The following is a 21502-nucleotide window of genomic DNA, read 5'->3' on the forward strand; positions in this document are numbered from 1 at the left end:
CGATGACTTCGGCGGACCGACGTCGGGAGCTCAGGGGCTCTTGCCGTGTGTTTGCAGAATGACCGTGGTGTGAACAAGTGTCAATCAGCGGCGGCCTCCTTGCGGGAAGCGAAGTCCAGGGACCGGGTGGTGTGCCGGAGTGCCTGTAGCCTGCGGGGTGGGGCGGTAGCCTTTAGCCCTTGTTGCCATTATTTGAGCAGGCACCCTACAGTTGGCACAACCGGCAGAGTTTTGATTGATCAATCCGACCAATACCTGCCGGGGTAACCGGCAGGAACTGATCAGATTGCAGGAACTGGACGTAACGGACAGGCGGATCCTCAAGGCCCTGGACGATGATCCCCGGGTACCCATCATGGTGCTCGCCCAAAAGCTCGGCCTGGCCCGCGGGACTGTGCAGTCGCGCCTGGAGCGGATGACGGCGTCGGGAGCCCTGCGTCCCAACAGCAGCCGCGTGCTTCCTGCAGCATTGGGCCGAGGTGTGGCCGCGGCTGTCAGCGCCGAGCTGGACCAGAGCCACCTCAACGAAGCCATCGCCGCGCTTCGGGAGATCCCCGAGGTCCTGGAGTGCCATGCCCCGGCCGGCGACACCGACCTGCTGATCCGAGTGGTGGCCACCAGCCCGGATGACCTGTACCGCGTTTCCGAGGAAATCCGGCTCTGCCCGGGAATCGTACGGACGTCCACCAGCATGTTCCTGCGGGAAGTCATCCCCTACCGGACCACCGGACTGCTGAAGGGCTGAGTTCCGGCTACAGCACGGGGAGCTCTCCCCATCGCGGACACCTGCTCAACGCGGCTAGGCTGTCACGGGAATCCACACAGGGGGGAACATGGCGGGAACATTCTACGGCGCCGACGTGCCGGCGCTTCGGCAGCTCGCCAAGGAGTTGGCCAGCGGCGCCAGCCGGCTGGACCTGCTGGGCCAGCAACTCAACGGCTCGGTCAGCAACAGCCCCTGGAAAGGCCACGACGGCGACAGGTTCCGCAGCGACTGGAACTCTGGGCACCTCAAAGTACTGAAGTCCGCATCGGCGGGGCTGGAGCTGGCGTCCAGGGCGCTGCTCGCCAACGCCGATGAGCAGGACAAGGCAAGCACCAGCGGCGGGCCCGGCTCAGGCAACGGCAGTGGCGCCGGCGGTTCCGGCAACGGGAGTAACAGTGGGCCCGGGGAGGGCACGGCCCAGGATCTGACGGACACGCTGACCGGTATGACCCCGGAAGAACGTGATGACTACCTCAAGAGCGACGAGTTCAAGCAATGGGCCCTGGCTAATCCTGAAGCAGCCAAAACTGCCATGGATGCCGCCGCAGACTCGGGCCTGATCGATAAGAACTCCAAGGTGTACGGTGACTTTCTGAGCTCGTACTGGAACCAGCAAGCCATGCTGGACATGGGCATCGACCTCTCCGATTGGGACACCTCCAAGGGCACGGAGCACAACTGGGAGACCATCAGGAAGGTCTACGACTTCTATGGCCAGGCCTACCTCTCCAACCCTGACCTGCAATGGGCAGGCATGGCCAACATGATTGGCCCGTCATTCGCGGGTGGGTTCAAGGACATGGCCATGCTTCGGGACCTCGCCCAGCAGATTTCGGACAATCCGGCGTCGGATATCCCGCTCCCGGTCCTGGACCAGATCGAACAGCTCGCGGGGATGACCGACCAGGAAATCCGCTACTACGAAACCAGCATGCTGGATATGAACAAGGAAATCTTCCTGGACCAGGCCCGCCAGCATCAGGCCTACATGACCGGGGGACTGGACGAGATCAACCGGTTGCGTGATTCGGGCGCAATAGACCCAGGCACCGCCCAGGAATGGGCCAAAATTGCTTCCGGGGACCCCGAGCTGGTCCAGGAGGGCAACACGGCGTTGCTCTTCCGGGAACAAAACGAGATTATCGCGGACGACTACGACAACATGCGCAACCACCCTGGCGGGGAAGCGGTGACGTACATGGTGACGCTTGCCGGAGAACCCTCCATCCCCGGCGCGAAGAGCTACCCCGAGGTGTTCCCCTACACGTTCGACGTGGAAAGCCCAGGGCCGGAAAACATACCCTTCACCAACTGGGACAACCCCGCCCAATTCCGAACGGACTTCACCACAGGCTTCCCCGACGGCAACATCTCGGACGCAAACCAGCGGTGGGAACTCATCAGGCAGGACACCCTGCCCGCCTATCAGAACCTCCTGGCCGAAGATCCGGCACGCGCCGGCCAGATAATCGGCTCGGACTTCAACGACCGGGTGGAGCAACACCGCCCCATCAACAACATCCCCGGCATTATGGACCGCTTCCTGGATGGCTTTAGCGCGGAGGTCCACCAGTGACATCTACCCGCCATTTCCGCCGGCTCGCCGCCGCAGCTGTCCTTGCTGCAGTGACAGTATGTGTCGTTCTCACCGGCTGCCAGGTCAGCGGTACCACCACCGAACCAACCTCTCAAGGGAGCACCATGAGCACCTCGGAATTCTCTACCCTGGACGCAGCCGGAGTGGAGCAGATCCGCACGTCCAAGGCTGCACGGCTGGACATGAGCTCAGGGCGGCTGGAAAAGACGGCCGTACGCGTCACCGACGACAGCTACGGTCCCGAGATCAACACCAAGGATTCGGGAAAGATCAATCTCACCATCGTTGGCCCCAGCGGCGAGATCAGCGGTGACACGGACCGGATCCGGTTCAACACCACCACCAAGCGGCAGGACTTCACCGAAGTCACCTACTTCCTGACCGCCGAATCACCGGAGGAGTATTTTGAGCTGATCCGGGACGGTGTGGCCCGATACGGCATCGATTCCGGCTCCGCCGAACGCTGGATCAGCAGTACCCGGGACGATCCAGGTACCAAGAGCGACTTCTCCATCACCTCCGGCACGTCAACGGGGCTGGACGTAAATTATGACCTGCGGTACGACGGCGGCAAGGCCACCCAGGTGATCATCGTCCACGTCCGGCCAGCTACGTAGGAAGCAACAGCGAACTACCCAGCGGAGCACCAGTGAAGGACAAGGACAGCTAAACCGGCGGACCCGCGTTGGACTTGAGGTTTTTCATCACCAGGGTTGAGGTGAGTCTCTCAACGCCGGGCAGGGACGTCAGTTCGGCATCGTAGAAGCGCTGGTAGGCGGGCAGGTCCTCCGCAATGACCTTGAGCAGGTAGTCAGGAGAGCCGAACAGCCGCTGCGCCTCCACGATGTTGGGATTGTCCGCCACACGGTTCTCGAAGATCTCCATGGTGGGCCGGTCCACCTGCCGCAGGGTCACAAAGACGATGGCCTCGAACCCCAGTCCAACCGCCGCGGGATCGATGTCCGCCTTGTAGCCGCGGATCACCCCTGACGTCTCCAGGTCCCGCAGGCGGCGATGGCACGGCGCCACGGTAAGGCCCACCCTGGCGGCGAGCGCTGTTGCAGTCATGCGGCCATCCTCTTTAAGGTGACGCAAAATACTTCTATCAATGTGGTCAATCACGCAATAACCTTACCCAAAGCCTCTTCTTTTGCGCGAAAAAGGCGAGCACTTTTGGTGCTGAAATTACTAGGGTTTGTCCTGTAGCCATCTGACAGGAGCCCGCCATTGAATGCCCAGCTGTTTTTCGCCTTTGTCCTGGTGGCCGCTGCCCTCGCCTGCACTCCCGGAGTGGATTGGGCCTACTCCATCACTGCCGGCCTGCGGCAGCGCAGCTTTGTTCCCGCGGTGGCCGGGCTGTGCGGTGGTTACGTCCTGCACACCGTGCTGATGGTGGCTGGCCTCGCCGCGCTGCTGACGGGCATGCCCGGCGTCCTCGGCTGGATCACCCTGGCCGGCGCCGTCTATCTTTTGTGGCTCGGGGTCAGCACCCTGCGCTCCTGGCGCGAAGCCTCGTTCAGCGCAGCATCCGATGCCGGGACAGCCGCCAACCAGGTCCGCACCTTTTTCCAGGGGATGGGCACCAGCGGCATCAACCCCAAGGGCCTGCTGTTCTACGTGGCTTTGGTGCCGCAATTTGTGAGCGCCGAGGCGCCCCTCCCGGTGCCGGTGCAGTCAGGGCTGCTGGGCCTGACGTTTGTGCTGCTCGCCGCGGTGGTCTACACCTGTGTAGCGCTCCTGGCCCGCAAGCTCCTCCAGTCCCGTCCCGGGGCTGCGCGAAAGGTCACCCTGGCAAGCGGCATCATCATGGTGGGACTGGGCCTGGTGCTCCTGTCCGAGCAGGCGGTCCCGCTGTTCCTGTCCTGAGGGACGTGCGCCTTTCCTGAAGGATGTGCGCCCTATCCTGACCGGACAGGCTTATGCCGCCTCACTCTCCGCCGGACTGCTTCCAGTCCTGTTCCCAGAGCCTGCGCTCCTCGACGTCTTTTCGGATGACCTCGAAGGTTTCGAGCTCCGCGGGCCTGCCGCGAAGCCAGTCCCGCGGGTTGAGGGACTTCCTCCCGTTGTCCAGCAGGAGCAGGGCGCGGTCGGTCAGGGCGTCATTGCGCAAAGCCAGGTCCGTTTTCCGGCGGCGGAGGACCTCCTTGAGGGTTTCCTGGGCCTTCGCGCGGGCGCCAAGCCGCCGCAGCGAGCGCGCCCTGAGCAACAGCAACGCCGCGGAAAGATCATCGGAGTTGAGCAGGCCTTCTGTCCAGACCACTACCTCCTTGTCCCATCCCAGCGCGAAGGCCAGTGAACAGCGGGCCAACGCTGAGGGCAACGACGGCGGCAGCCTGGCCACAGTCTGCAGCGCGGCTTCCAGCTGGCCGGTTTCGCGCAGGGAGTGCGAGAGCGCCAGGAACACCGACTCCTCACTGAAGAGCACGGGGACTTCGATGCGTTCGGCCACTTCCACCGGGGTGACCACGCGCATCAGGTAGGCCGCAGCATACTGGTTGGCGTCGTCGTCGTTCCTGGTGGACAAGCCGCGCTGGAGGAGCTCGGACGCACGCAGGTAGCCGCCATGCTTGTACTCCAGCAATCCGGCCATCATGTAGCAGAGGCCCGCCCATCCGGGATAGGTCCGGGCCACCGTGATCAGCCGTTCCGGTTCCTTGTTGGCGAAGATGGCTGCATGGACGGCCTTGGCCGCCTTGCTGGGCATCCTCTTGAGTCTGGGGACGTCCCCGTCCACCGAAATCAACGCCGGGTCGCGGCCGCCCAGCACTCCGTGGATCAGCCCGCCGACGCCGTCAGCCAGCTCCCGCACCGGCGTCCTGAGGTGGGCGTGCCCGAAGGGCGTCAGGTCCCGGGTGTCCCGATAAATTGGTAGTGCAGCATCCCCCGAGGTCATTTCTCCATGCTACGTCGCCAGCGAGACCCACAGGCCGATGACCCACGTGCTTGCCGCCAGGCTCGCCAGGCCAAATTCCACGAGTATGCCCAGTCCGGTTGCCTTCAGCGCGGCCCAGCTGGTGGACGTGGCCGTACCGATGCTCCGGGTGCGGTGGAACTCGCTGAGCAGGAGCCCGGCGGCGAACCCCACAAAGAGTCCAACCAGCGGGATGATGAACATGCCCACCACGCCGGCGGCCAGTCCGATCAGCACGCTTCGGTTGGGAATGCGGTGCTCCCTGAGTTTGCGGCCGGTCAGCACCGTGCTTGCCACCATTCCGGCGAGAACAAGCGGCAGCCCCACGCCCAAAACCACCCAGCCGGCTGTTCCGGCCCCGCCCCAGATGGCCCACGCCAACAGGCTCGCCGCGATCAGGATGCTGCCGGGAAGGATCGGGATAACGGTGCCGGCCACGCCCACCAGGATCGCCAGGCCACAGAGGACGGTCACCACCGTTTCGGAGTTCATGACCCCAAGTGTAGGGCGGCGGCCGGAAGAACCCCTTCCTGCTTGGTTCCCCGCATGCATGTTGCCGGTTAACCCTCGACGGCGGCGCCTCCCGTACATGGGAGGCACCGCCGTCGAACGTAATGGCCTGTTGCAGGCAGTCGCTGCTGTCTACTCGGCGTCCACCGCTGCGGCCACAGCGGCAGTGACTGCCGGAGCGACGCGCGGGTCCAGCGGGCTGGGCACGATGTACTCTGCCGAGAGGTCAGCCTCCGCCAGTTCTGCAATGGCTCGGGCTGCCGCAAGCTTCATGGCCGGCGTGATGCGGCGTGCTCCGGCGTCCAAGGCGCCGCGGAAAATCCCGGGGAACGCAAGAACGTTGTTGATCTGGTTCGGGAAGTCACTGCGGCCGGTGGCCACTACTGCGGCGTACTTGGAGGCAACCTCCGGGAGGACTTCGGGGTCCGGGTTGGAGAGGGCGAACACAATGGATTGGCTGTTCATGAGCTTGAGGTGTTCTTCATCCAGCTTCGAGGAGGAAACGCCGATGAAGACGTCGGCGCCCAGGAGGGCCTCGCCCGGGCCGCCGCTGACGCCGCGCGGGTTGCTGCGCTGTGCCATCTGGGCCTTTTTGCTCTCCGGGCCGGCGGCAATGTCGGCACGTTCGCTGTTGATGACGCCGCGCGAATCCAGCAGCACCACATCCTGGATGCCGGCCGTGAGCAGGATTTCTGCCACCGCGATGCCCGCTGCCCCGGCGCCGGAAACCACCACGCGGAGGCCGGCCAGTTCGCGGCCGGTGACCTTTGCTGCATTGGTCAGGGCTGCCAGCGCTACAACGGCGGTGCCGTGCTGGTCATCATGCATTACCGGGCAGTCCAGCGCCTCGATGAGCTTTTCTTCCAGCTCGAAGCAGCGCGGCGCGGAAATGTCCTCGAGGTTTACGGCGCCGAAGCTGGGGCGCAGCCGGACAAGGGTCTCCACGATCTCGTCCACGTCGGTGGTGCTAAGGACCAGGGGGATGGAATCAAGGTCGCCGAAGGTCTTGAACAGGGCCGACTTTCCCTCCATCACGGGAAGGGAAGCGCTGGGTCCGATGTCGCCCAGGCCCAGCACGGCAGTTCCGTCGCTGACCACCACCACCAGGCGCTGTGCCCAGGTGAGTGTGCGCGCAAGCTCGGGCTTGTTGTGGATGGCACGGCTGACCTCGGCCACACCAGGGGTGTAGGCGATGGACAGGTCGCGCTTGTTCGACAGCGGGACGGTGCTGGAGATCGAGAGCTTGCCGCCCTGGTGGGCGTCGAAGATCTCGGCTTCGGTCAGGGCCGTTGCTGCGGAGTTATCGATGGGTGCAATTGCGTCAATGGACACGTCTTTGTCTCCTGGGGCTAGCCGTGGGCGCACGGCGCATAGTGGCTCAAGCACAGGGAGGCTCAAGGCGGAGCAATTCGGCGCTTCGCAGGGCCCAGGGGTGTCGGGCCCGGTGTGAAGCCCTTGCAGGGCGGGTTGCCAGCCACTCCGGTTCTGCAATGGTAAACAGAACGGGAGCCCTCAACTGGCAGTCCCGGCCCGCAGAATGCAGAAGAAACGGTTTATCACGTCCTTTAGTGACCCGGATCACCCTAATAAGACGTATTTAATACCCGATTGGTCTAGACCAGCTAAGCGGAATGGTGCAGTGAATAGCCCTCGGAGGAGGCCTGATCGAAGAGGCTGCAAGCCTTCTTCAGGTCCTCTTCGGCCTCAAAGAGCGAGAGACGCCTGTTTCTGACCGACTGGACCAGACCAGTGACGGTCAGCAGCAGGACCCTTGCCACGGCAGGATCGTCGCATACCGGTCCCAGCGCCTTCTCACCCAGGACGTCGATTTCACGCAGCAGCGCGGTGGTATCCCGGCCCGTGATGTAAGCACCCCTGGTGAGGCACTGCTCGACGGCGGGCTGCATCACCCTCATGTGGAAGATCTCCATGACAACCCCAGCGAGGGCACGGCTGCGGAAGCGCGGGCTCGCGTTCCGTGCGGCGCCCTGTAACTCCTCCAACTGGTGGCGATACAGCGCAAGCATCAGGTGTGTCGGAGTGGGAAAGTAGCGGTACAGGGTGCCGAGCGGCACATCGGCTTTGGCCGCAACTTCGGCCATATCCACCGAAGCCAGGCCCTTGCGCGCCCACCCTGCAGCGGCCTCCAGGATTCGGGCGTAGCGCAACTGCTGGCGTGGAGCAGAGGGCCTCGCGGCCATGGGCGGATGGTCTGAAAGGGTCTCGGGCATCAGGTTTCCGGAGGTTGTGTTTTATGGTGCTGCGGCCAGGAGCATCCCCATCCAATGCCACCTGCAAATCCGGTCCAACTATACGCCACACTTTCGTGGCGTAATTAGTCCATTCCATTGATTTGCCCCTTCACAGAGAGCGCCCAAGAGGCTAGTTGCTGCGTGGCAAGACGCCGGTGCGCTGGGCCGACGTAGGGCGCACCGTACCGGCTGGATCCGCGCCGCGCTTTTGGTGCCGGCCCCATTTTCCTGGCTGCTCCACCGGCCCACCTGGGTGCCAGGATTTCGCTCGCCGGTCCCGGGCCATGTCGTCTTACTGTGGCCGGAATAAGACATGTCTAGCCCGTTGGATCGTTGGGGTGAGACGATATGGATGCCATGATGTCGGGGGGACTTGATGGCCGGCCCCAGTAACACGGGACCGTGTGGAACACCGGTTCTTCATTTGGGGAACTTCAGGGGCTGGTGGGCCGGATCCTGATGCGGGCGCGGGCTGGAGTGCACTCGTTCCGGGAGCCGCTGGAGTCACTATCACCAACGGCTGCAGCTATTTTTCACAACTGAAAATGAGGTCTCAGAATGAGCATCATCAAGAGTGCCAAGTGGGCGGCGCGCCTGGGGGCCGGCGCGGCCGTGGCAATAGCGGCTGCTTTCGCCATTTCCGGGGCGGCCAACGCCAACAATAACCCGGAAAATCCCGTGATCAATGGGCAGCCCTTCGTCGGGTCAACCCTGACCGTCGAGATCGACCCGACGTCATACCGGGGCTGTGGAGCCGCGGCCGGTCCGGACTACCGCATCTATTGGACCCGCGACGGCGAGATCATGCCAAGTCACGGCACGTGGTGGTTTTACCGTCTGAGCGAAGAGGACCGTGGCAGCCAGATCGAGGCACACGTGGCCAGCAACTACCCCTGCCAGCCCATGGCTGTCCACAGCGGGCCAACGCCGCCCATAGCAGCCTCCAACCGCGTCAACGGATACACGGGCCGCGGCGCATCTGAACTCCTGGCCCGCACGTCCAGCGGCACACTGAACTTGTACTCGAAGGTGAACGGCGCCTGGGAAGCCCCCAGGACTGTCGGATGGGGCTGGAACATATTCAACCACCTTCTCTCCCCTGGCGACTTTGATGCCGACGGCAACAATGACGTACTGGCCCGCGACAGTTCCGGCCGGCTTTTCCTGTACGGCGGAACCGGCGACGGCGGGATGTTTCCGGGGCGGCAGATCGGCAGCGGCTGGAACATCTTCGAATCAATATTCAGCCCGGGGGATTTCAACGGCGACGGCACCAATGATGTCCTTGCCGCCAGCTTTGACGGAACACTCTATTTATATCCGGGAAACGGAGCCGGCGGGTGGCTGGCGCCATCCGTGGTGGGCAGTGGCTGGGGCGTGATGGACGCCATTCTCACACCAGGCGATTTCGACGGCAACGGCACAGTGGACTTGGCTGCCCGCGACCGAAGCGGGGCACTGCATCTGTACAACACCGACGGGACCGGCGGCTGGGGCGAGGTCAGCACCATCGGCCAAGGGTGGGATGTCATGACCATTATTGGCGGCGCCGGAGACTTCAACGGTGATGCAACCAACGACGTTTTCGCCATCGGCTCAGACGGACGCCTATTGGCCTACTACGGCAACGGCGCAGGAGGCTGGACTGGAGATGAAGCCATAGGACAGGGGTGGCAGATCTTTACTGCCGTCTTCTAGGGGACCTGCTGGCCTGTTGCCAGCAATTCAGGGGGATTCCATGGCGTATTCCAGTTCATCTTTTGAAGGACGTTCAACGCGCAACGGCCGCGCACGACTCCGCGAAGGGCCGTCACGTGGCACTGCACGAGGCACGACGGCGGCCCTGCTCTGCGCACTTTTGATCGCCTTCGCCCTGGTCCCGGTGGCGCCGGCTGAAGCAATGGGCCCCGTGCTAACACACTTTGAGCGCACCTCCCCGGACACTATCGACGCCGGGGACACCGTGATCATGCACTTCAGCACTGACATCCCGGTGGCCTTCGGGAGATTGAGGCTGTCCAACGCCAACGGACAGTACCCTCCCCGGGACTTCAGTTGGGGAGACCAAGACGGGCCCGAACTGACTCAGCACGTCATTAGTCTGCCCACCGATGCCGGCTCGTGGCTCGGCGGTCTCTATCTTGTGGAGTCCATATCGTTCTGGGACACCCATACCCATTCTGGTGGGACGACATACCGTAGCCATCCGGGAGGCCAGTGGTTGCGCGCCGCGGATTTCACTGTGGTCAATACCGAACTCACCGCAGCCCGCCCTGACCTGGTTGGGGTGGAGGTAACCTCGGGCGGTGTCCTTGTCCCGGGGGAGGAGGCGGTTATTGCTTTCAGCCTCTCGGCACCTGCTCAAAAGGTCAAACTCCATTTCAACGACGAGTCCCTGCTGAACGCAAAGGTCTTCGAATGGACAGGGAGCCCGGCCCCCCGCCCATTCACAGGCGAGGTGCGCATCCCCATCGATTCCAGCTTCCTCGAAGGTGAATATCAGCTGAAGTCAGTTGCAGTGTCCTACCTTGGCGGCCAGGCCGCATATAGTTTCGGCCGGGGGTTTTGGCCAAACTGGGATGGCGACTTTTTCGTAGTGAACCCCGATAAACCGCTACAAACGTTCGAGAACCTAACTCCGCCTGAGCTCTCAATTGGAAACTACCCGGACAACGTTGAATACGTCCTGAGCATGGGTGACGTTAGACCCAGTCCAACGGGAGGGACCTGGTCGAAGGCACCAACTCAGGTGTGGGGCAGGTGGCTACGGGATGGCAAGCCCCACTGCGGCGCGATGTGGTGCGATTCGAGGTTCTATGCGACCTCAGCCAGTGATATGGGATCGGTGCTCGAATACGAACAGACTGCAATGCTGGCAGGTCACAGGGCGTTAACGGTCCTTTCCAATCCCATCTATTTCTCCCGCTCGGGGCCAACAACTGTCACCGGGGGCAGCCGGGTAGGGAGTGAACTCAGGGCCAGCTTCGATCTATCGACTGTCACGGCATTGCCCGAAGGGGCCGCCCCGACAGTCGGGTTCGAATGGAAGGATTCCGCGGACCCGGCGATTATCCTTGCCACGGGAGACACCTACCGGCCCACCCAAGCGGATGTTGGACGCACTGTTCGTGCGGTGGCCGTGGTCGACTTCGATGGCCAGACGGTCGCCCGGTCGGTCAGTAACGACGTTGGACCGATTGGGAAGGCATCACGACTCAGCGACTTCAACGGTGACGGGTTCAACGACCTCTTTGCGGTGGACCAGACCGGCGTCCTTCGTCTGTACGGGGCCCGCCCGTCCGGCTGGGAGTCTCCGCTCGCCGTCGGCCGGGGCTGGGGTGTTTTCAATCTCGTCCTCTCGCCGGGCGATTTCAACGGCGATGGCAACGTGGACGTCATGGCACGGGATTCCAGTGGCAACCTGTTGCTCTATCAGGGGGATGGCCGCGGGGGCTGGCTTCACGCGTCAGTCGTGGGAACCGGCTGGTCCGGAATGACGGACATCATGGGCCCTGGAGATTTCAACGGCGACGGGACAAGCGATGTCCTGGCCAAAGACAGGAATGGCCGGTTGCTGCTTTATCCGGGTAACGGGCATGGCGGCTGGCTCGCCCCCTTCCAGGTGGGTCAGGGGTGGAACATCTTCGATAAGATCTTCGCCCCCGGCGATTTCGACGGCGACGGCGGACCTGACGTCCTGGCCCGCAACAGCAACGGCGAACTGTTCCTCTACCAAAGTGACGGGCTCGGGGGCATCTTCGGCGTCCACACCATTGGAACCGGCTGGGACGTGATGGCCAATGTGGGGAGCATCGGCGACACCAGCGGGGACGGTTGGAACGATCTCTACGCCATTGACCGTGGAGGAGTCCTGATGGTCTATCACCACAACGCCACCGGCTGGACCGGTCCTCATCCCAGCGGCCCGGACTGGAACACACTGAAATTTGTTTTCTAGCCGCCGGCAAACAGCGGTGTCTTTCGCACAAGCCTGATGACAGTCATGGCCCGTAGGGGTCAGTCAACGCCCTTGATCTTCACCACAAAGACCGCGCCCAGGAGCCCGATGCAGGCGGCCGTGATGAACAGTGTCAGATACCCGCCAAAGTACGTCACCGCAAGGAATGCGAGGCCTGGCGCGAACACCTGCGGCAGCGAGTTGGCCACGTTGATGACACCCATGTCCTTGCCTCGGTCCGCCGCCTGAGGCAGTACCTGCGTGAGCAGCGCGAAGTCAACGGCAAGGTAAGCGCCAAACCCCACGCCCAGGATGCCGGCTCCAATGAGGGCGCCGGTCCAGACCGGGAAGAAGGCCATGGTCAGTCCCGCCGCGGCAATGATTCCGGAGGACCCGATCACAAACGGCTTCCGCAGGCCCAGCCGGTCGCTCCACGGGCCCGCCACCACAGCGGTGATCATCACCATCACCGCATAGATGCCAGTCAGGGTCAGGACCCCCAGCGCCGGGTCCTCATGCTTAAGGACGTCCCGGAGGAAGAACAGCAGGTACACGATGGTCATCTGGTTGCAGACGTTGACCAGGAAGCGGGTCAGCCAGGCCCAGGCGAAGTCCGGGTGGCGGGCAGGGCTGATCCAGAAGCTTCGGACAAACTCCCCCAGCCGGAACGGAACCTTCTCACCTTTAGGCAGTTGCGGATCGTTCCGGTGGAACAGATACGGCAGCACAGAGAGTATGAGCGCCGCAGCACATAAGGCGTATCCCACCATGTAGTTGCCACTGACGACGGCGCCGAACACCGCCCCGATCAGGATTCCCACCGTCTGGCCCATGGCAGCCAAACCGCCCACACCGCCGCGCTGAAGCACCGGAACACGGTCCGGGACGGCAGCTGTAATGGCGGCGTAGGCCGCGTTGGCTCCCAGCTGCACCAGGCACCAGAAGAGCACCATCAGAGCGACAGTCGTTGCGCCTGACAGGGCCAGGAGCGCGGCCGTCCCCAGGATGGCACCGGCCAGCACCCAAGGCGAGCGGCGGCCGAAGCGGGAGGTGGTGCGGTCAGAGAGGGCGCCAAACAACGGATTGGCCACTAGTGACACGGCGGCGCCGCACGCTGTCACAAGGGACAGGATGGCTTCCTTGTTGTCCTCGTCAATGCCGATGGCCTGCAGGCCGATAAAGACGTTGATGGGTCCAAAGAACGCCGCATTAATACCAACGTTGACCAGCACCAGGCCGGTGACCCAGCGCGCGGTGACCTTCCGGGTGGGTTCGGCGAGTGCCGCCGTCATGCCGTCCGCTGCGGCGCCGGGATCCGGCGGTGCGGGTGTGTTGGACAGGCTCATGGCTGGTTCCCCCTGGAACAGTTGGTGATTCTGAAAATCAGACTATCGTGGGCTTCATTGCACCGCTTGTCTTACCGCAAACTGCCATTCAGCGGCGCCCAAACTTCAGGAGAAGCATGACAACAGCCGCAGGAAACCAGTCCGCCCAGGCCGTCAACACCGCAGACCTCTACGATGAGCGCGGCGAAGACCTGGCCTCGGTGTCCCTGCAGTTCCAGTCCCTCGGTGGCCGCTCACACTTCAGCGGGCCGGTCAGGACCATCCGCTGCTTCCAGGACAACGCCCTGGTGAAGTCGACGCTGGCGACTCCCGGCGATGGTGCGGTGCTGGTGGTGGACGGCGGCGGATCGCTGGGCACGGCCCTGATGGGCGACATGATTGCCGAAAGCGCCGTCGCGAACGGGTGGGCCGGCGTGGTGATCAATGGCGCCATCCGGGACCGCGAGGCCATCGCCCGGCTGGACCTCGGGGTAAAGGCCCTGGGCAGCAACCCGCGAAAGAGTGCCAAGGCTGGCGCCGGGGAAGTTGACGTGGACGTGGAGATCGACGGCGTGACCTTCCGCCCCGGCATCACCGTCTGGTGCGACCCCGACGGCATCCTCGTGGAGCGCTGAGCGGGAATAAATTCAGGCTGCGGGAACAAAAACGGAACTGACATAGTTACTGGAAGCAACTATTAGTACCAATTCCTCTTTTTCCTGGGAGCAGCCATGTCCAAATCCACCGCAGTGCGGGCCGCCGGAGAAACCCTGACGCACCGGCAAACAGTCACAGTGATGGTGGGACTCATGCTTGGCATGTTCCTCTCATCGCTGGACCAGACCATCGTGTCCACGTCCATCTACACCATCGCCAACGACCTGGACGGGCTCTCCCTCCAGGCGTGGGCCACCACCGCCTACCTCATCACCTCCACCGTCAGCACTCCGCTGTACGGCAAGCTGAGCGACATCTTCGGCCGCCGCCCCCTCTACCTTGCCGCCATCGTGATCTTCCTGGCAGGCTCGCTGTACGCCGGGTCCGTGCACTCCATGACGGAGCTGGCCATCGCCCGCGGCATCCAGGGCATGGGCGCCGGCGGCCTGCTGGCCCTCGCCCTGACCATCATCGGCGACATCGTCTCCCTCAAGGATCGCGCCAAATACCAGGGCTACTTCATGTCCGTGTTTGGCATTTCCTCAGTCCTGGGCCCAGTGGTCGGTGGCGCCTTCGCCGGCTCCGCCAACATCCTGGGATTCGACGGGTGGCGCTGGGTATTCTTCATCAACCTGCCCATCGGCCTGGCAGCGCTGGCCGTGGTGTTCCTCTACCTTCACCTGCCGGCCAAGCACGTCAAGCAAAAAATCGACTACTGGGGTGCAGCAGCCATCACCCTTGCCATCGTGCCGCTCCTGCTCGTCGCGGAGCAGGGGCGCAGCTGGGGCTGGACGTCCCCAAGTTCGTTCCTCTGCTACGGCCTGGGCGTGGTGGGAATCGTCTGGTTCCTGCTGGCTGAGAAGCGCGCCGGAGACTACGCACTGATTCCGCTCCGGCTCTTCAAGAACATGACCTTCGGCCTGTCCTCGCTCCTGAACTTCATCATCGGCGTCGGCATGTTCGGGGCCATCGCCATGCTTCCGATGTACCTGCAGCTGGTCAAGGGGCTCACCCCCACTGAGGCCGGCCTGATGATGATCACCTTCACCGCGGGCATCCTCACCGGCTCCATCACGGCCGGCCGCACCATTTCCGCCTCCGGCACCTACCGGATCTTCCCCATCATGGGTACGGCCATCCTGACCGCCGCCGCTCTGGCCATGGGCCTGACCCTCGGCGTGGATACCGGGCTCTGGGTGCCAGGACTCATTGCCGTCTTCTTCGGCATGGGACTGGGCTTCTGCATGCAGCCGCTCACCCTGGCCATGCAGGTCTCCGTCCCGGCGAAGGACATGGGCGTGGGAACCTCCTCCGCCGCGTTCTTCCGCTCGATGGGCGGTGCGGTGGGCACTGCGGTGTTCATCTCCATGCTCTTCAGCCTGGCCGCGGGCCGCATAGCTGACACCATGAAATCGGCCATGGGCAGTGCCGACTACCAGGCCGTGCTCAATGACCCGGCCGTGGCCGCCGACCCCGCCAACGCCAAGCTCTATGAGTTCTTCCAGCACGGCGCATCCAACGAGTCCCTCAACGACACCAGCTGGCTGCACACCGCCAACACCGTGCTCACCCGGCCCATCACCGAAGGATTCGCCTACGCGATCGACACCGTGATGATCACAGCGGCAGTACTCACGGGGATCGCCTTCCTCATCAGCTTCGCCTTGCCGAACAAGAAGCTGACGGACCCGAAAGCCGCGCCGCAGAAGGAGCCGGAGGCAGTGCCCGCGCACTGACGGCTCGCCACATCACGGCAGGCAGTCTTTTTGGGCTGCCTGCCGTTTTGTTTTCCCGGAATGCCGGGCCTTCAGTAATGGACGACGACGGCACGCATCCCGCCGTCGTCGCCTTTCGTTGTGGGGCGGGTGGGGCTCAAGTGGAACAGTGGGCGGTGACGTGCCACACTGTGTAGCGCGTGTGCGCCGGCGTCTGGCCGGTACCGTAGCCGACGACGTCCGCACCGCAGCCACCCGACCCCAAACCCAGGGAGTACCATGTCCACCGCCAAGGAGCAGATAACCGCCAAGATCCCGCAGCGGGTGATCTGGCTGGCCCTGGCGGGCGCGGTGGGCGGCTTCCTCTTCGGCTTCGACTCGTCGGTAGTCAACGGCGCTGTTGACGCCATCAAGGACGAGTTTGCGCTCTCCGAGGCCGTCACCGGCTTCGCCGTGGCCATTGCCCTGCTGGGCTGCGCGGCGGGCGCCTACCTGGCCGGCAAGGTTGCCGACCGTTACGGCCGCATTCCCGCCATGAAGCTTGGCGCGCTGCTGTTCCTGGTCAGCGCCATCGGGACAGGATTCGCGTTCGGCGTCTGGGACCTGATCTTCTGGCGCCTGGTGGGAGGACTCGGCATCGGGCTGGCCTCAGTCATCGCCCCCGCCTACATCTCGGAGATCTCCCCCCGGCAGGTGCGCGGCCGGCTGGCCTCGCTGCAGCAGCTGGCCATCACCACGGGTATCTTCGCCGCACTCCTCTCCGATGCCCTCTTCGCCACCAGCGCTGGTGGAGCGGACCAGGGGTTCTGGCTGGGCATTGAAGCCTGGCGCTGGATGTTCCTGGCCGCGGCTGTGCCTGCCGTGGTTTACGGCTGGATCGCCTACACCCTCCCCGAGTCCCCGCGTTTCCTGGTCTTCCAGGGCAAAGACGAGGAAGCCCGCAAGGTCTTCGACTCCATCGCCCCGGCCGAAGACACAGACAGGCACATCCGCGAAATCCAGGATGCCATCGAAGAGGACAAGCTGGCGGGCCAGAAGGGATCGCTCCGCGGCAGGACCTTCGGTCTTCAGGCTGTGGTGTGGGTGGGCATTACCCTCTCCGTGCTGCAGCAGTTCGTGGGCATCAACGTGATCTTCTACTACTCCACCACGCTGTGGAAGGCCGTGGGCTTCCAGGAGAAGGACTCGCTGACCATCTCCGTGGCCACCTCCATCACCAATATCCTGGTCACCCTGGTGGCTATCGCGCTGGTGGACCGCATCGGCCGCCGCCCCATCCTGCTGGCCGGCTCGATCGGCATGGCTGCCTCCCTCGGCACCATGGCCCTGGCGTTCTCCTCCGCGGTGGGCTCCGGCCCGGACATCTCCCTGCCGGGCGCCTGGGGTCCTGTGGCCCTGGTGGCTGCCAACATCTTTGTGGTCAGCTTCGGCGCTTCCTGGGGGCCCCTGGTGTGGGTACTCCTGGGCGAGATCTTCCCGTCCCGGATCCGCGCCCGCGCGCTCGGCCTGGCTGCGGCGGCGCAGTGGGTGGCCAACTTCGCCATCACGCTCAGCTTCCCCGTGATGGCGGCCGCCTCCCTGCCGCTGACCTACGCCATGTATGCACTGTTCGCAGCGGCGTCATTCTTCTTTGTGATGTTCAAGGTACCGGAAACCAATGGCATGTCCCTGGAACAGGCCGAGACCCTGTTTGTGCCCAAGGGATCCGCGAAGGCGTAAGGGACTGCCTCCCTGTCCCGCGTCCGCCCCTCTCCCCCAAGTAGGTCGCAGTAAGTGTCGTTATGAGCGCTCATAACGACACTTACTGCGACCCAGTTGGGGATTCTAGAGCGTAAGTTTCATGCCTTCGTGGCTCCTATCGAAGCCAAGCCGCTCGTAAAACCGGTGGGCGTCCTTGCGCGTCTTGTGGGTGGTCAGTTGCATCGTGGTGCAGCCCCGCGTCCGTGACTCTTCGATGGCCCAGTTCAGCATGAGGTTGCCGATCCCCTGGCCGCGCAGGCTTGCCGCCACCCTGACAGCCTCAATCTGGGCACGCCACGAACCGCGGCGTGAAATTCCCGGCAGGAAACTCAGCTGGAACGTTGCCACTACCTGCCCTGACGCCTCGCCGGGAGGCACGAGTTCGCCCACCACCAGCAAGTGGTTGGGGTCCGCGTCGATCGCCCCGAAGGCCTCCTCGTAGGGCGCCAGATCCTCCGCGCTTTCGCGAGCGGCCCCCAACGAATCATCGGCGAGCAGCCCAACGATGGCCGCCACATCCGTCCGCAGGGCGCGGCGAAGGAGGAACCTACCGCCGTCGACGTCGGCAGTCAGCAGGGCGGAGAGGGCACCTGGGTTTGGGGTCACCAGCCCAGCATTGCATATCCGGATCCCCATGAGGCAAAGCAGAGCAAAAGCAGAGCAAGAGCAGAAACGTCCGACGCCGGCACTCGGGTGAGTGCCGGCGTCGTGCGGGGGAGGGTTCCGCCAAAAGCTGCCAAAGGCGAGAGAGCGTCGGGGAGGAGGTCAGGCCGGGGCCTTGGCCACCTCCGCCTGGCGTTCCTCCACCAGGGTGGAGATGGCAGCAAACAGCGGATGCCCGGGAGCCAGGCCCGTGATCCTCTCTGTCGCGGCATCCGGAGATGACGATGCCAGGATCTGTGCCAGTTCCGTTGCCTCTGCGTCGGCGGGATCGTTGAAGCGCAGCGCGGCGGCGATGGCCCCCAGGAGGGCCTCCGGCACGATCCCGCGTTCGGCCAGCTCAGCAGCCGGACTGATGAAGCGTTCGTTCCGGCTGAGTTTGCGCAGCGGGGCCCGGCCTACGCGGTGGACAGTATCGGGCAGGTGCGGGTTGGAGAACCGGACCAGGATCTTCTGGACGTAGGCTTCCTGCTCGTCGCTGTTGAAGCCGTGCTTGGCCACCAGGAGCTGCTTGGTTTCCTCCAGGACCGCCCGCACGTCCTCGGCCACATCCTGGTCAGCCATGGCATCCGAGATCTTCTCCAGGCCTGCCTCGAAGCCGAAGTAGGCCGCCGAGGCATGCCCGGTGTTCACCGTGAAAAGCTTCCGTTCGATGTACGGCGAAAGCTCGTCCACAAAGGTGGCCCCGGGAATCACCGGCGCGGCCCCGGCGAAGGGCGTCTGGTCGATGACCCACTCGTAGAACGTCTCCACCGTGACATCCAGGCCCTGTCCGGGTTCCTGGTTGGGCACGATCCGGTCCACGGCCGTGTTCGCGAACACGGCCATGGAGTCGAGTGAACCTGCGGCGTCGTCCCAGAGCGCGGCAACCTCTGCCCGCAGGATGTCTGTGGCATTGATGGCGTTCTCACAAGCCATCACCTGCAGCGGCGGCAGCGAGGTGTCCCGGGCGGCGATCCCCTTGGTGATGGTGGGCGCCACGAACTTCAGGACGTGCGGCCCCACAGCGGTGGTGACGATGTCCGCCGTCGCAATTTCCGCCACCAGCCGTGCTTCCTCCATGCCCGAATTGAGTGCGCGGAAGTTGGTCACGGTCCTGACTGTGGGATTCTCGCCCACCTCATGAACCGCGTAGCTGTCCGCCCCGGCGAGCTGGTTGATGAGCTCGTCGGCGACATCTGCGAAAACCACCTCATACCCGGCCTGGTGCAGCAGGAGGCCCACAAAGCCGCGGCCGATGTTGCCCGCACCGAAATGTACCGCCTTCACTATGAGTTGACCTTTCCGAACAGCGCCAGCACTTCATCCACAGTGGTTGCTGCTTCCAGCTGGGCCACCTGGGACTTGTCGGTGAACACCTTGGCAATGGAGGACAGGATGTGGAGGTGCTCATTGTTGATGCCGGCCACGCCCACCACGAACTTCACCTCTTTGCCGTTCCAGTCGATGCCGTCCGGGTAGCGGATCACGGAAACCGCTGACCTCTTGATGTGGTCCTTGGCTGCATTGGTACCGTGCGGGATGGCCAGGTAGCTGCCCATATAGGTGGAGACAGATTCCTCGCGCTCGTGCATGGCGGTGACGTAGCCCTCGTCCACGGCGCCCCGCGCCAGCAGGAGCCGGCCGGCTTCGTCGATCGCGGCATCGCGGGTGGTGGCAGTGCCGTTGAGGATCACGCTCTCCGGCGCCAGGATCTCAGCACGTCCGACGGCGGGACTTGCGGCAGCGCCGGCGGCAGCGGTTCCTGTTGCGACAGCGCCGGGGGCTGTTCCGGCAGGAACATCGGCCGCATGGGCGCCGTGTGCGGCGGCGTCGGGAGCCTTGGCCTCTGACATTTCCATCTCGGTTTTCCCAGTGTGGCTGCTCTTGACCAGCTCGACGATCTCGTCGTACCGCGGACTGTTCATGAAGTTGTCCACGGAGAAGTGTGCGGCGCTGGAGGTGACAGGTTTGGCGCGTTCGGTGAGGTCCTGGTGGGTGACCACAACGTCGTAATTGTCGTCGAGACTGGCAATGGAGGCGTTCGTGACTTTGACTTCCGGGAAACCGGCAGCCTTGATCTTGTTCCGCAGCACGGAAGCTCCCATCGCACTGGAGCCCATGCCGGCGTCGCAGGCGAACACAATGTTCTTGATGGGTCCGGCGATGACAGCAGTGCCTGCGGTGCCTGCGCCAGTCAGGGCCGAGGAGACCGAGCTCTTCTTGCCCTTCATGGCTTCCATGCGGCTGGTGGCATCGCTGAGCCCAACTTCGTCGCTGTGCTTGGTGGTCTTGAGGATCACTGAGGCAACCAGGAACGAAACCGCGGTAGCGAGCACCACCGAGAGGATCACGCCCAGGTAGCTGTCACGGGCGGTCTGGGCGAGCACCGCGATTATGGACCCCGGCGCCGCCGGTGCCACGAGGCCGGAGTTGGTGATGGCCAGGGTGGCGATGCCCGTCATGCCGCCAGCGATCGCGGCCAGGATCAGCAGCGGGCGCATCAGGACGTAGGGGAAGTAGATTTCGTGGATACCGCCAAGGAAGTGGATGATGGCGGCGCCCGGAGCTGAAGCCCTCGCCGCTCCTCTCCCGAACAGCATGTAGGCGAGCAGGATGCCGAAGCCCGGGCCGGGATTGGCTTCCAGCAGGAACAGGATGGATTTGCCCTGGTCAAGCGACTGCTGGATGCCCAGCGGGGTCAGCACACCGTGGTTGATGGCGTTGTTGAGGAACAGCACCTTGGCAGGCTCAATGAAAATACTGGTCAGCGGCAGGAGGCCGTTGTTGACCAGGAACTGGACCACGTTGCCCGCCGCGGTGCTGAAGGCAGTGACCAGCGGGGAGATGCCATAGAAGCCGAGCATCGCAAGCAGCCCGCCCCAGATGCCGGCAGAGAAGTTGTTCACCAGCATCTCAAAGCCGGGCCGGATCTTGCCGTCCCAGAGGGAGTCGATCTTCTTCATGGTCCAGCCGCCAAGGGGGCCCATGATCATGGCACCGATGAACATCGGGATACCGGCACCCACGATCACGCCCATGGTGCCGATGGCGCCCACGACGCCGCCACGGACGTCATAGACCATCCGCCCACCGGTGTAGGCGATCAGGAGCGGCAGCAGGTAGGTGATCATGGGGCCAACCAGGCCTGTGTTTGGCACACCGTTTGTCTCGCCAAAGCCGCCCAGTTGGGGAACGGGAATCCAGCCCTTTTCGATGAAAAGCGCCGTGATCAGGCCCCAGGCGATAAACGCCCCAATATTGGGCATGATCATGCCGGACAGGAACGTCCCGAATTTCTGGACGCCTACCCGCATGCTGGTGCGGGGCTTTGCAACTGTCTCTGTTGCCATGTGATTTCCTAACCGTGATTCCTGCTGCTCCGCAGGATGGTCCGATGGTGACGGCAACTGTGTTCGCTGTCGCCGTTCT

Annotated in this window: 18 protein-coding genes; 9 read left to right on the forward strand and 9 right to left on the reverse strand. The window is 63.8% G+C overall.

Translation table 11 applies throughout. The features are described from left to right. The first annotated feature begins 286 nt into the window (after positions 1–286). The 3 genes from M1E17_RS22350 (at position 287) to M1E17_RS22360 (ending at position 2980) form a co-directional block, all read left to right on the forward strand. Complete coding sequence (locus M1E17_RS22350) at positions 287–745, forward strand: Lrp/AsnC family transcriptional regulator (protein ID WP_457967896.1); 459 nt, start codon at positions 287–289, stop codon at positions 743–745. An 88-nt stretch (positions 746–833) separates the two neighbouring features. Further along, complete coding sequence (locus M1E17_RS22355; protein ID WP_457964261.1) at positions 834–2342, forward strand: WXG100 family type VII secretion target; 1509 nt, start codon at positions 834–836, stop codon at positions 2340–2342. Between the two features lie 125 nt (positions 2343–2467). Then, positions 2468–2980 carry a hypothetical protein gene (locus M1E17_RS22360; protein WP_457964262.1) on the forward strand — a complete coding sequence of 171 codons (513 nt, stop codon included), beginning with the start codon at positions 2468–2470 and terminating at the stop codon, positions 2978–2980. A 49-nt stretch (positions 2981–3029) separates the two neighbouring features. Here the strand turns inward: M1E17_RS22360 and M1E17_RS22365 are convergent, their stop codons facing one another. Continuing rightward, entirely contained in the window at positions 3030–3485 is a 456-nt protein-coding gene (locus M1E17_RS22365; protein ID WP_457964264.1) for an Lrp/AsnC family transcriptional regulator, read from the reverse strand. A 105-nt stretch (positions 3486–3590) separates the two neighbouring features. Here M1E17_RS22365 and M1E17_RS22370 point away from each other — a divergent pair, with 105 nt between their 5' ends. Then, the gene (locus M1E17_RS22370; protein WP_457964265.1) at positions 3591–4229 is read left to right on the forward strand and encodes a LysE family translocator; all 639 of its coding nucleotides are present in this window, start codon (positions 3591–3593) and stop codon (positions 4227–4229) included. A gap of 61 nt (positions 4230–4290) precedes the next feature. Here the strand turns inward: M1E17_RS22370 and M1E17_RS22375 are convergent, their stop codons facing one another. The 4 genes from M1E17_RS22375 to M1E17_RS22390 all read right to left on the reverse strand — a co-directional run bounded on the left by M1E17_RS22375 (position 4291) and on the right by M1E17_RS22390 (position 8015). Continuing rightward, on the reverse strand, positions 4291–5256 hold the full coding sequence (locus M1E17_RS22375) for a hypothetical protein (protein ID WP_457964267.1): 966 nt from the start codon (positions 5254–5256) through the stop codon (positions 4291–4293). Between the two features lie 9 nt (positions 5257–5265). After that, complete coding sequence (locus tag M1E17_RS22380; RefSeq protein ID WP_457964268.1) at positions 5266–5766, reverse strand: DUF456 domain-containing protein; 501 nt, start codon at positions 5764–5766, stop codon at positions 5266–5268. 150 nt (positions 5767–5916) lie between these two features. After that, positions 5917–7116, reverse strand: a complete 1200-nt coding sequence (locus tag M1E17_RS22385) for an NAD(P)-dependent malic enzyme (protein ID WP_457964270.1) — start codon at positions 7114–7116, stop codon at positions 5917–5919. 290 nt (positions 7117–7406) lie between these two features. Continuing rightward, positions 7407–8015, reverse strand: a complete 609-nt coding sequence (locus M1E17_RS22390) for a TetR/AcrR family transcriptional regulator (protein ID WP_457964272.1) — start codon at positions 8013–8015, stop codon at positions 7407–7409. 579 nt (positions 8016–8594) lie between these two features. Here M1E17_RS22390 and M1E17_RS22395 point away from each other — a divergent pair. Together M1E17_RS22395 and M1E17_RS22400 are read left to right on the forward strand one after the other, a co-directional pair. Next, positions 8595–9734, forward strand: coding sequence for an FG-GAP repeat domain-containing protein (locus tag M1E17_RS22395; RefSeq protein WP_457964274.1), 1140 nt, complete (start codon positions 8595–8597; stop codon positions 9732–9734). Between the two features lie 40 nt (positions 9735–9774). Beyond that, the gene (locus M1E17_RS22400; protein WP_457964276.1) at positions 9775–11994 is read left to right on the forward strand and encodes an FG-GAP repeat domain-containing protein; all 2220 of its coding nucleotides are present in this window, start codon (positions 9775–9777) and stop codon (positions 11992–11994) included. Between the two features lie 59 nt (positions 11995–12053). Here the strand turns inward: M1E17_RS22400 and M1E17_RS22405 are convergent, their stop codons facing one another. Continuing rightward, positions 12054–13340 carry an MFS transporter gene (locus M1E17_RS22405; RefSeq protein ID WP_457964278.1) on the reverse strand — a complete coding sequence of 429 codons (1287 nt, stop codon included), beginning with the start codon at positions 13338–13340 and terminating at the stop codon, positions 12054–12056. A gap of 116 nt (positions 13341–13456) precedes the next feature. Here M1E17_RS22405 and rraA point away from each other — a divergent pair, with 116 nt between their 5' ends. The 3 genes from rraA (at position 13457) to M1E17_RS22420 (ending at position 17410) form a co-directional block, all read left to right on the forward strand. Further along, positions 13457–13954, forward strand: coding sequence for a ribonuclease E activity regulator RraA (gene rraA / locus M1E17_RS22410; protein WP_457964280.1), 498 nt, complete (start codon positions 13457–13459; stop codon positions 13952–13954). A 96-nt stretch (positions 13955–14050) separates the two neighbouring features. Further along, positions 14051–15712 (forward strand): MDR family MFS transporter, encoded by a 1662-nt coding sequence (locus M1E17_RS22415; protein WP_457964281.1) that lies wholly within the window; start codon positions 14051–14053, stop codon positions 15710–15712. Positions 15713–15970: 258 nt separating this feature from the next. Then, complete coding sequence (locus M1E17_RS22420; RefSeq protein WP_457964283.1) at positions 15971–17410, forward strand: sugar porter family MFS transporter; 1440 nt, start codon at positions 15971–15973, stop codon at positions 17408–17410. A gap of 105 nt (positions 17411–17515) precedes the next feature. Here M1E17_RS22420 and M1E17_RS22425 read toward each other — a convergent pair whose 3' ends face one another. From M1E17_RS22425 to M1E17_RS22435, 3 genes are all read right to left on the reverse strand, one after another. Continuing rightward, entirely contained in the window at positions 17516–18067 is a 552-nt protein-coding gene (locus tag M1E17_RS22425; protein WP_457964285.1) for an N-acetyltransferase family protein, read from the reverse strand. A 129-nt stretch (positions 18068–18196) separates the two neighbouring features. Beyond that, a complete protein-coding gene (locus M1E17_RS22430; protein WP_457964286.1) occupies positions 18197–19360 on the reverse strand; it encodes a mannitol-1-phosphate 5-dehydrogenase in 1164 nt (387 codons plus the stop codon). Beyond that, entirely contained in the window at positions 19360–21423 is a 2064-nt protein-coding gene (locus M1E17_RS22435) for a PTS mannitol transporter subunit IICBA (RefSeq protein WP_457964287.1), read from the reverse strand. Before M1E17_RS22435 ends, M1E17_RS22430 begins: the two co-directional genes overlap by 1 nt. Between the last annotated feature and the right edge of the window lie 79 nt (positions 21424–21502).

Source organism: Arthrobacter sp. D1-29, assembly GCF_054130585.1.

Coding starts and splice junctions, on each gene's coding strand:
- rraA (WP_457964280.1), top strand. CDS start 13,457: ATGACAACAGCCGCAGGAAACCAGTCCGCCCAGGCCGTCAACACCGCA.
- M1E17_RS22375 (WP_457964267.1), bottom strand. CDS start 5,256: ATGACCTCGGGGGATGCTGCACTACCAATTTATCGGGACACCCGGGAC.
- M1E17_RS22420 (WP_457964283.1), top strand. CDS start 15,971: ATGTCCACCGCCAAGGAGCAGATAACCGCCAAGATCCCGCAGCGGGTG.
- M1E17_RS22435 (WP_457964287.1), bottom strand. CDS start 21,423: ATGGCAACAGAGACAGTTGCAAAGCCCCGCACCAGCATGCGGGTAGGC.
- M1E17_RS22355 (WP_457964261.1), top strand. CDS start 834: ATGGCGGGAACATTCTACGGCGCCGACGTGCCGGCGCTTCGGCAGCTC.
- M1E17_RS22425 (WP_457964285.1), bottom strand. CDS start 18,067: ATGGGGATCCGGATATGCAATGCTGGGCTGGTGACCCCAAACCCAGGT.
- M1E17_RS22390 (WP_457964272.1), bottom strand. CDS start 8,015: ATGCCCGAGACCCTTTCAGACCATCCGCCCATGGCCGCGAGGCCCTCT.
- M1E17_RS22400 (WP_457964276.1), top strand. CDS start 9,775: ATGGCGTATTCCAGTTCATCTTTTGAAGGACGTTCAACGCGCAACGGC.
- M1E17_RS22360 (WP_457964262.1), top strand. CDS start 2,468: ATGAGCACCTCGGAATTCTCTACCCTGGACGCAGCCGGAGTGGAGCAG.
- M1E17_RS22415 (WP_457964281.1), top strand. CDS start 14,051: ATGTCCAAATCCACCGCAGTGCGGGCCGCCGGAGAAACCCTGACGCAC.
- M1E17_RS22395 (WP_457964274.1), top strand. CDS start 8,595: ATGAGCATCATCAAGAGTGCCAAGTGGGCGGCGCGCCTGGGGGCCGGC.
- M1E17_RS22405 (WP_457964278.1), bottom strand. CDS start 13,340: ATGAGCCTGTCCAACACACCCGCACCGCCGGATCCCGGCGCCGCAGCG.
- M1E17_RS22380 (WP_457964268.1), bottom strand. CDS start 5,766: ATGAACTCCGAAACGGTGGTGACCGTCCTCTGTGGCCTGGCGATCCTG.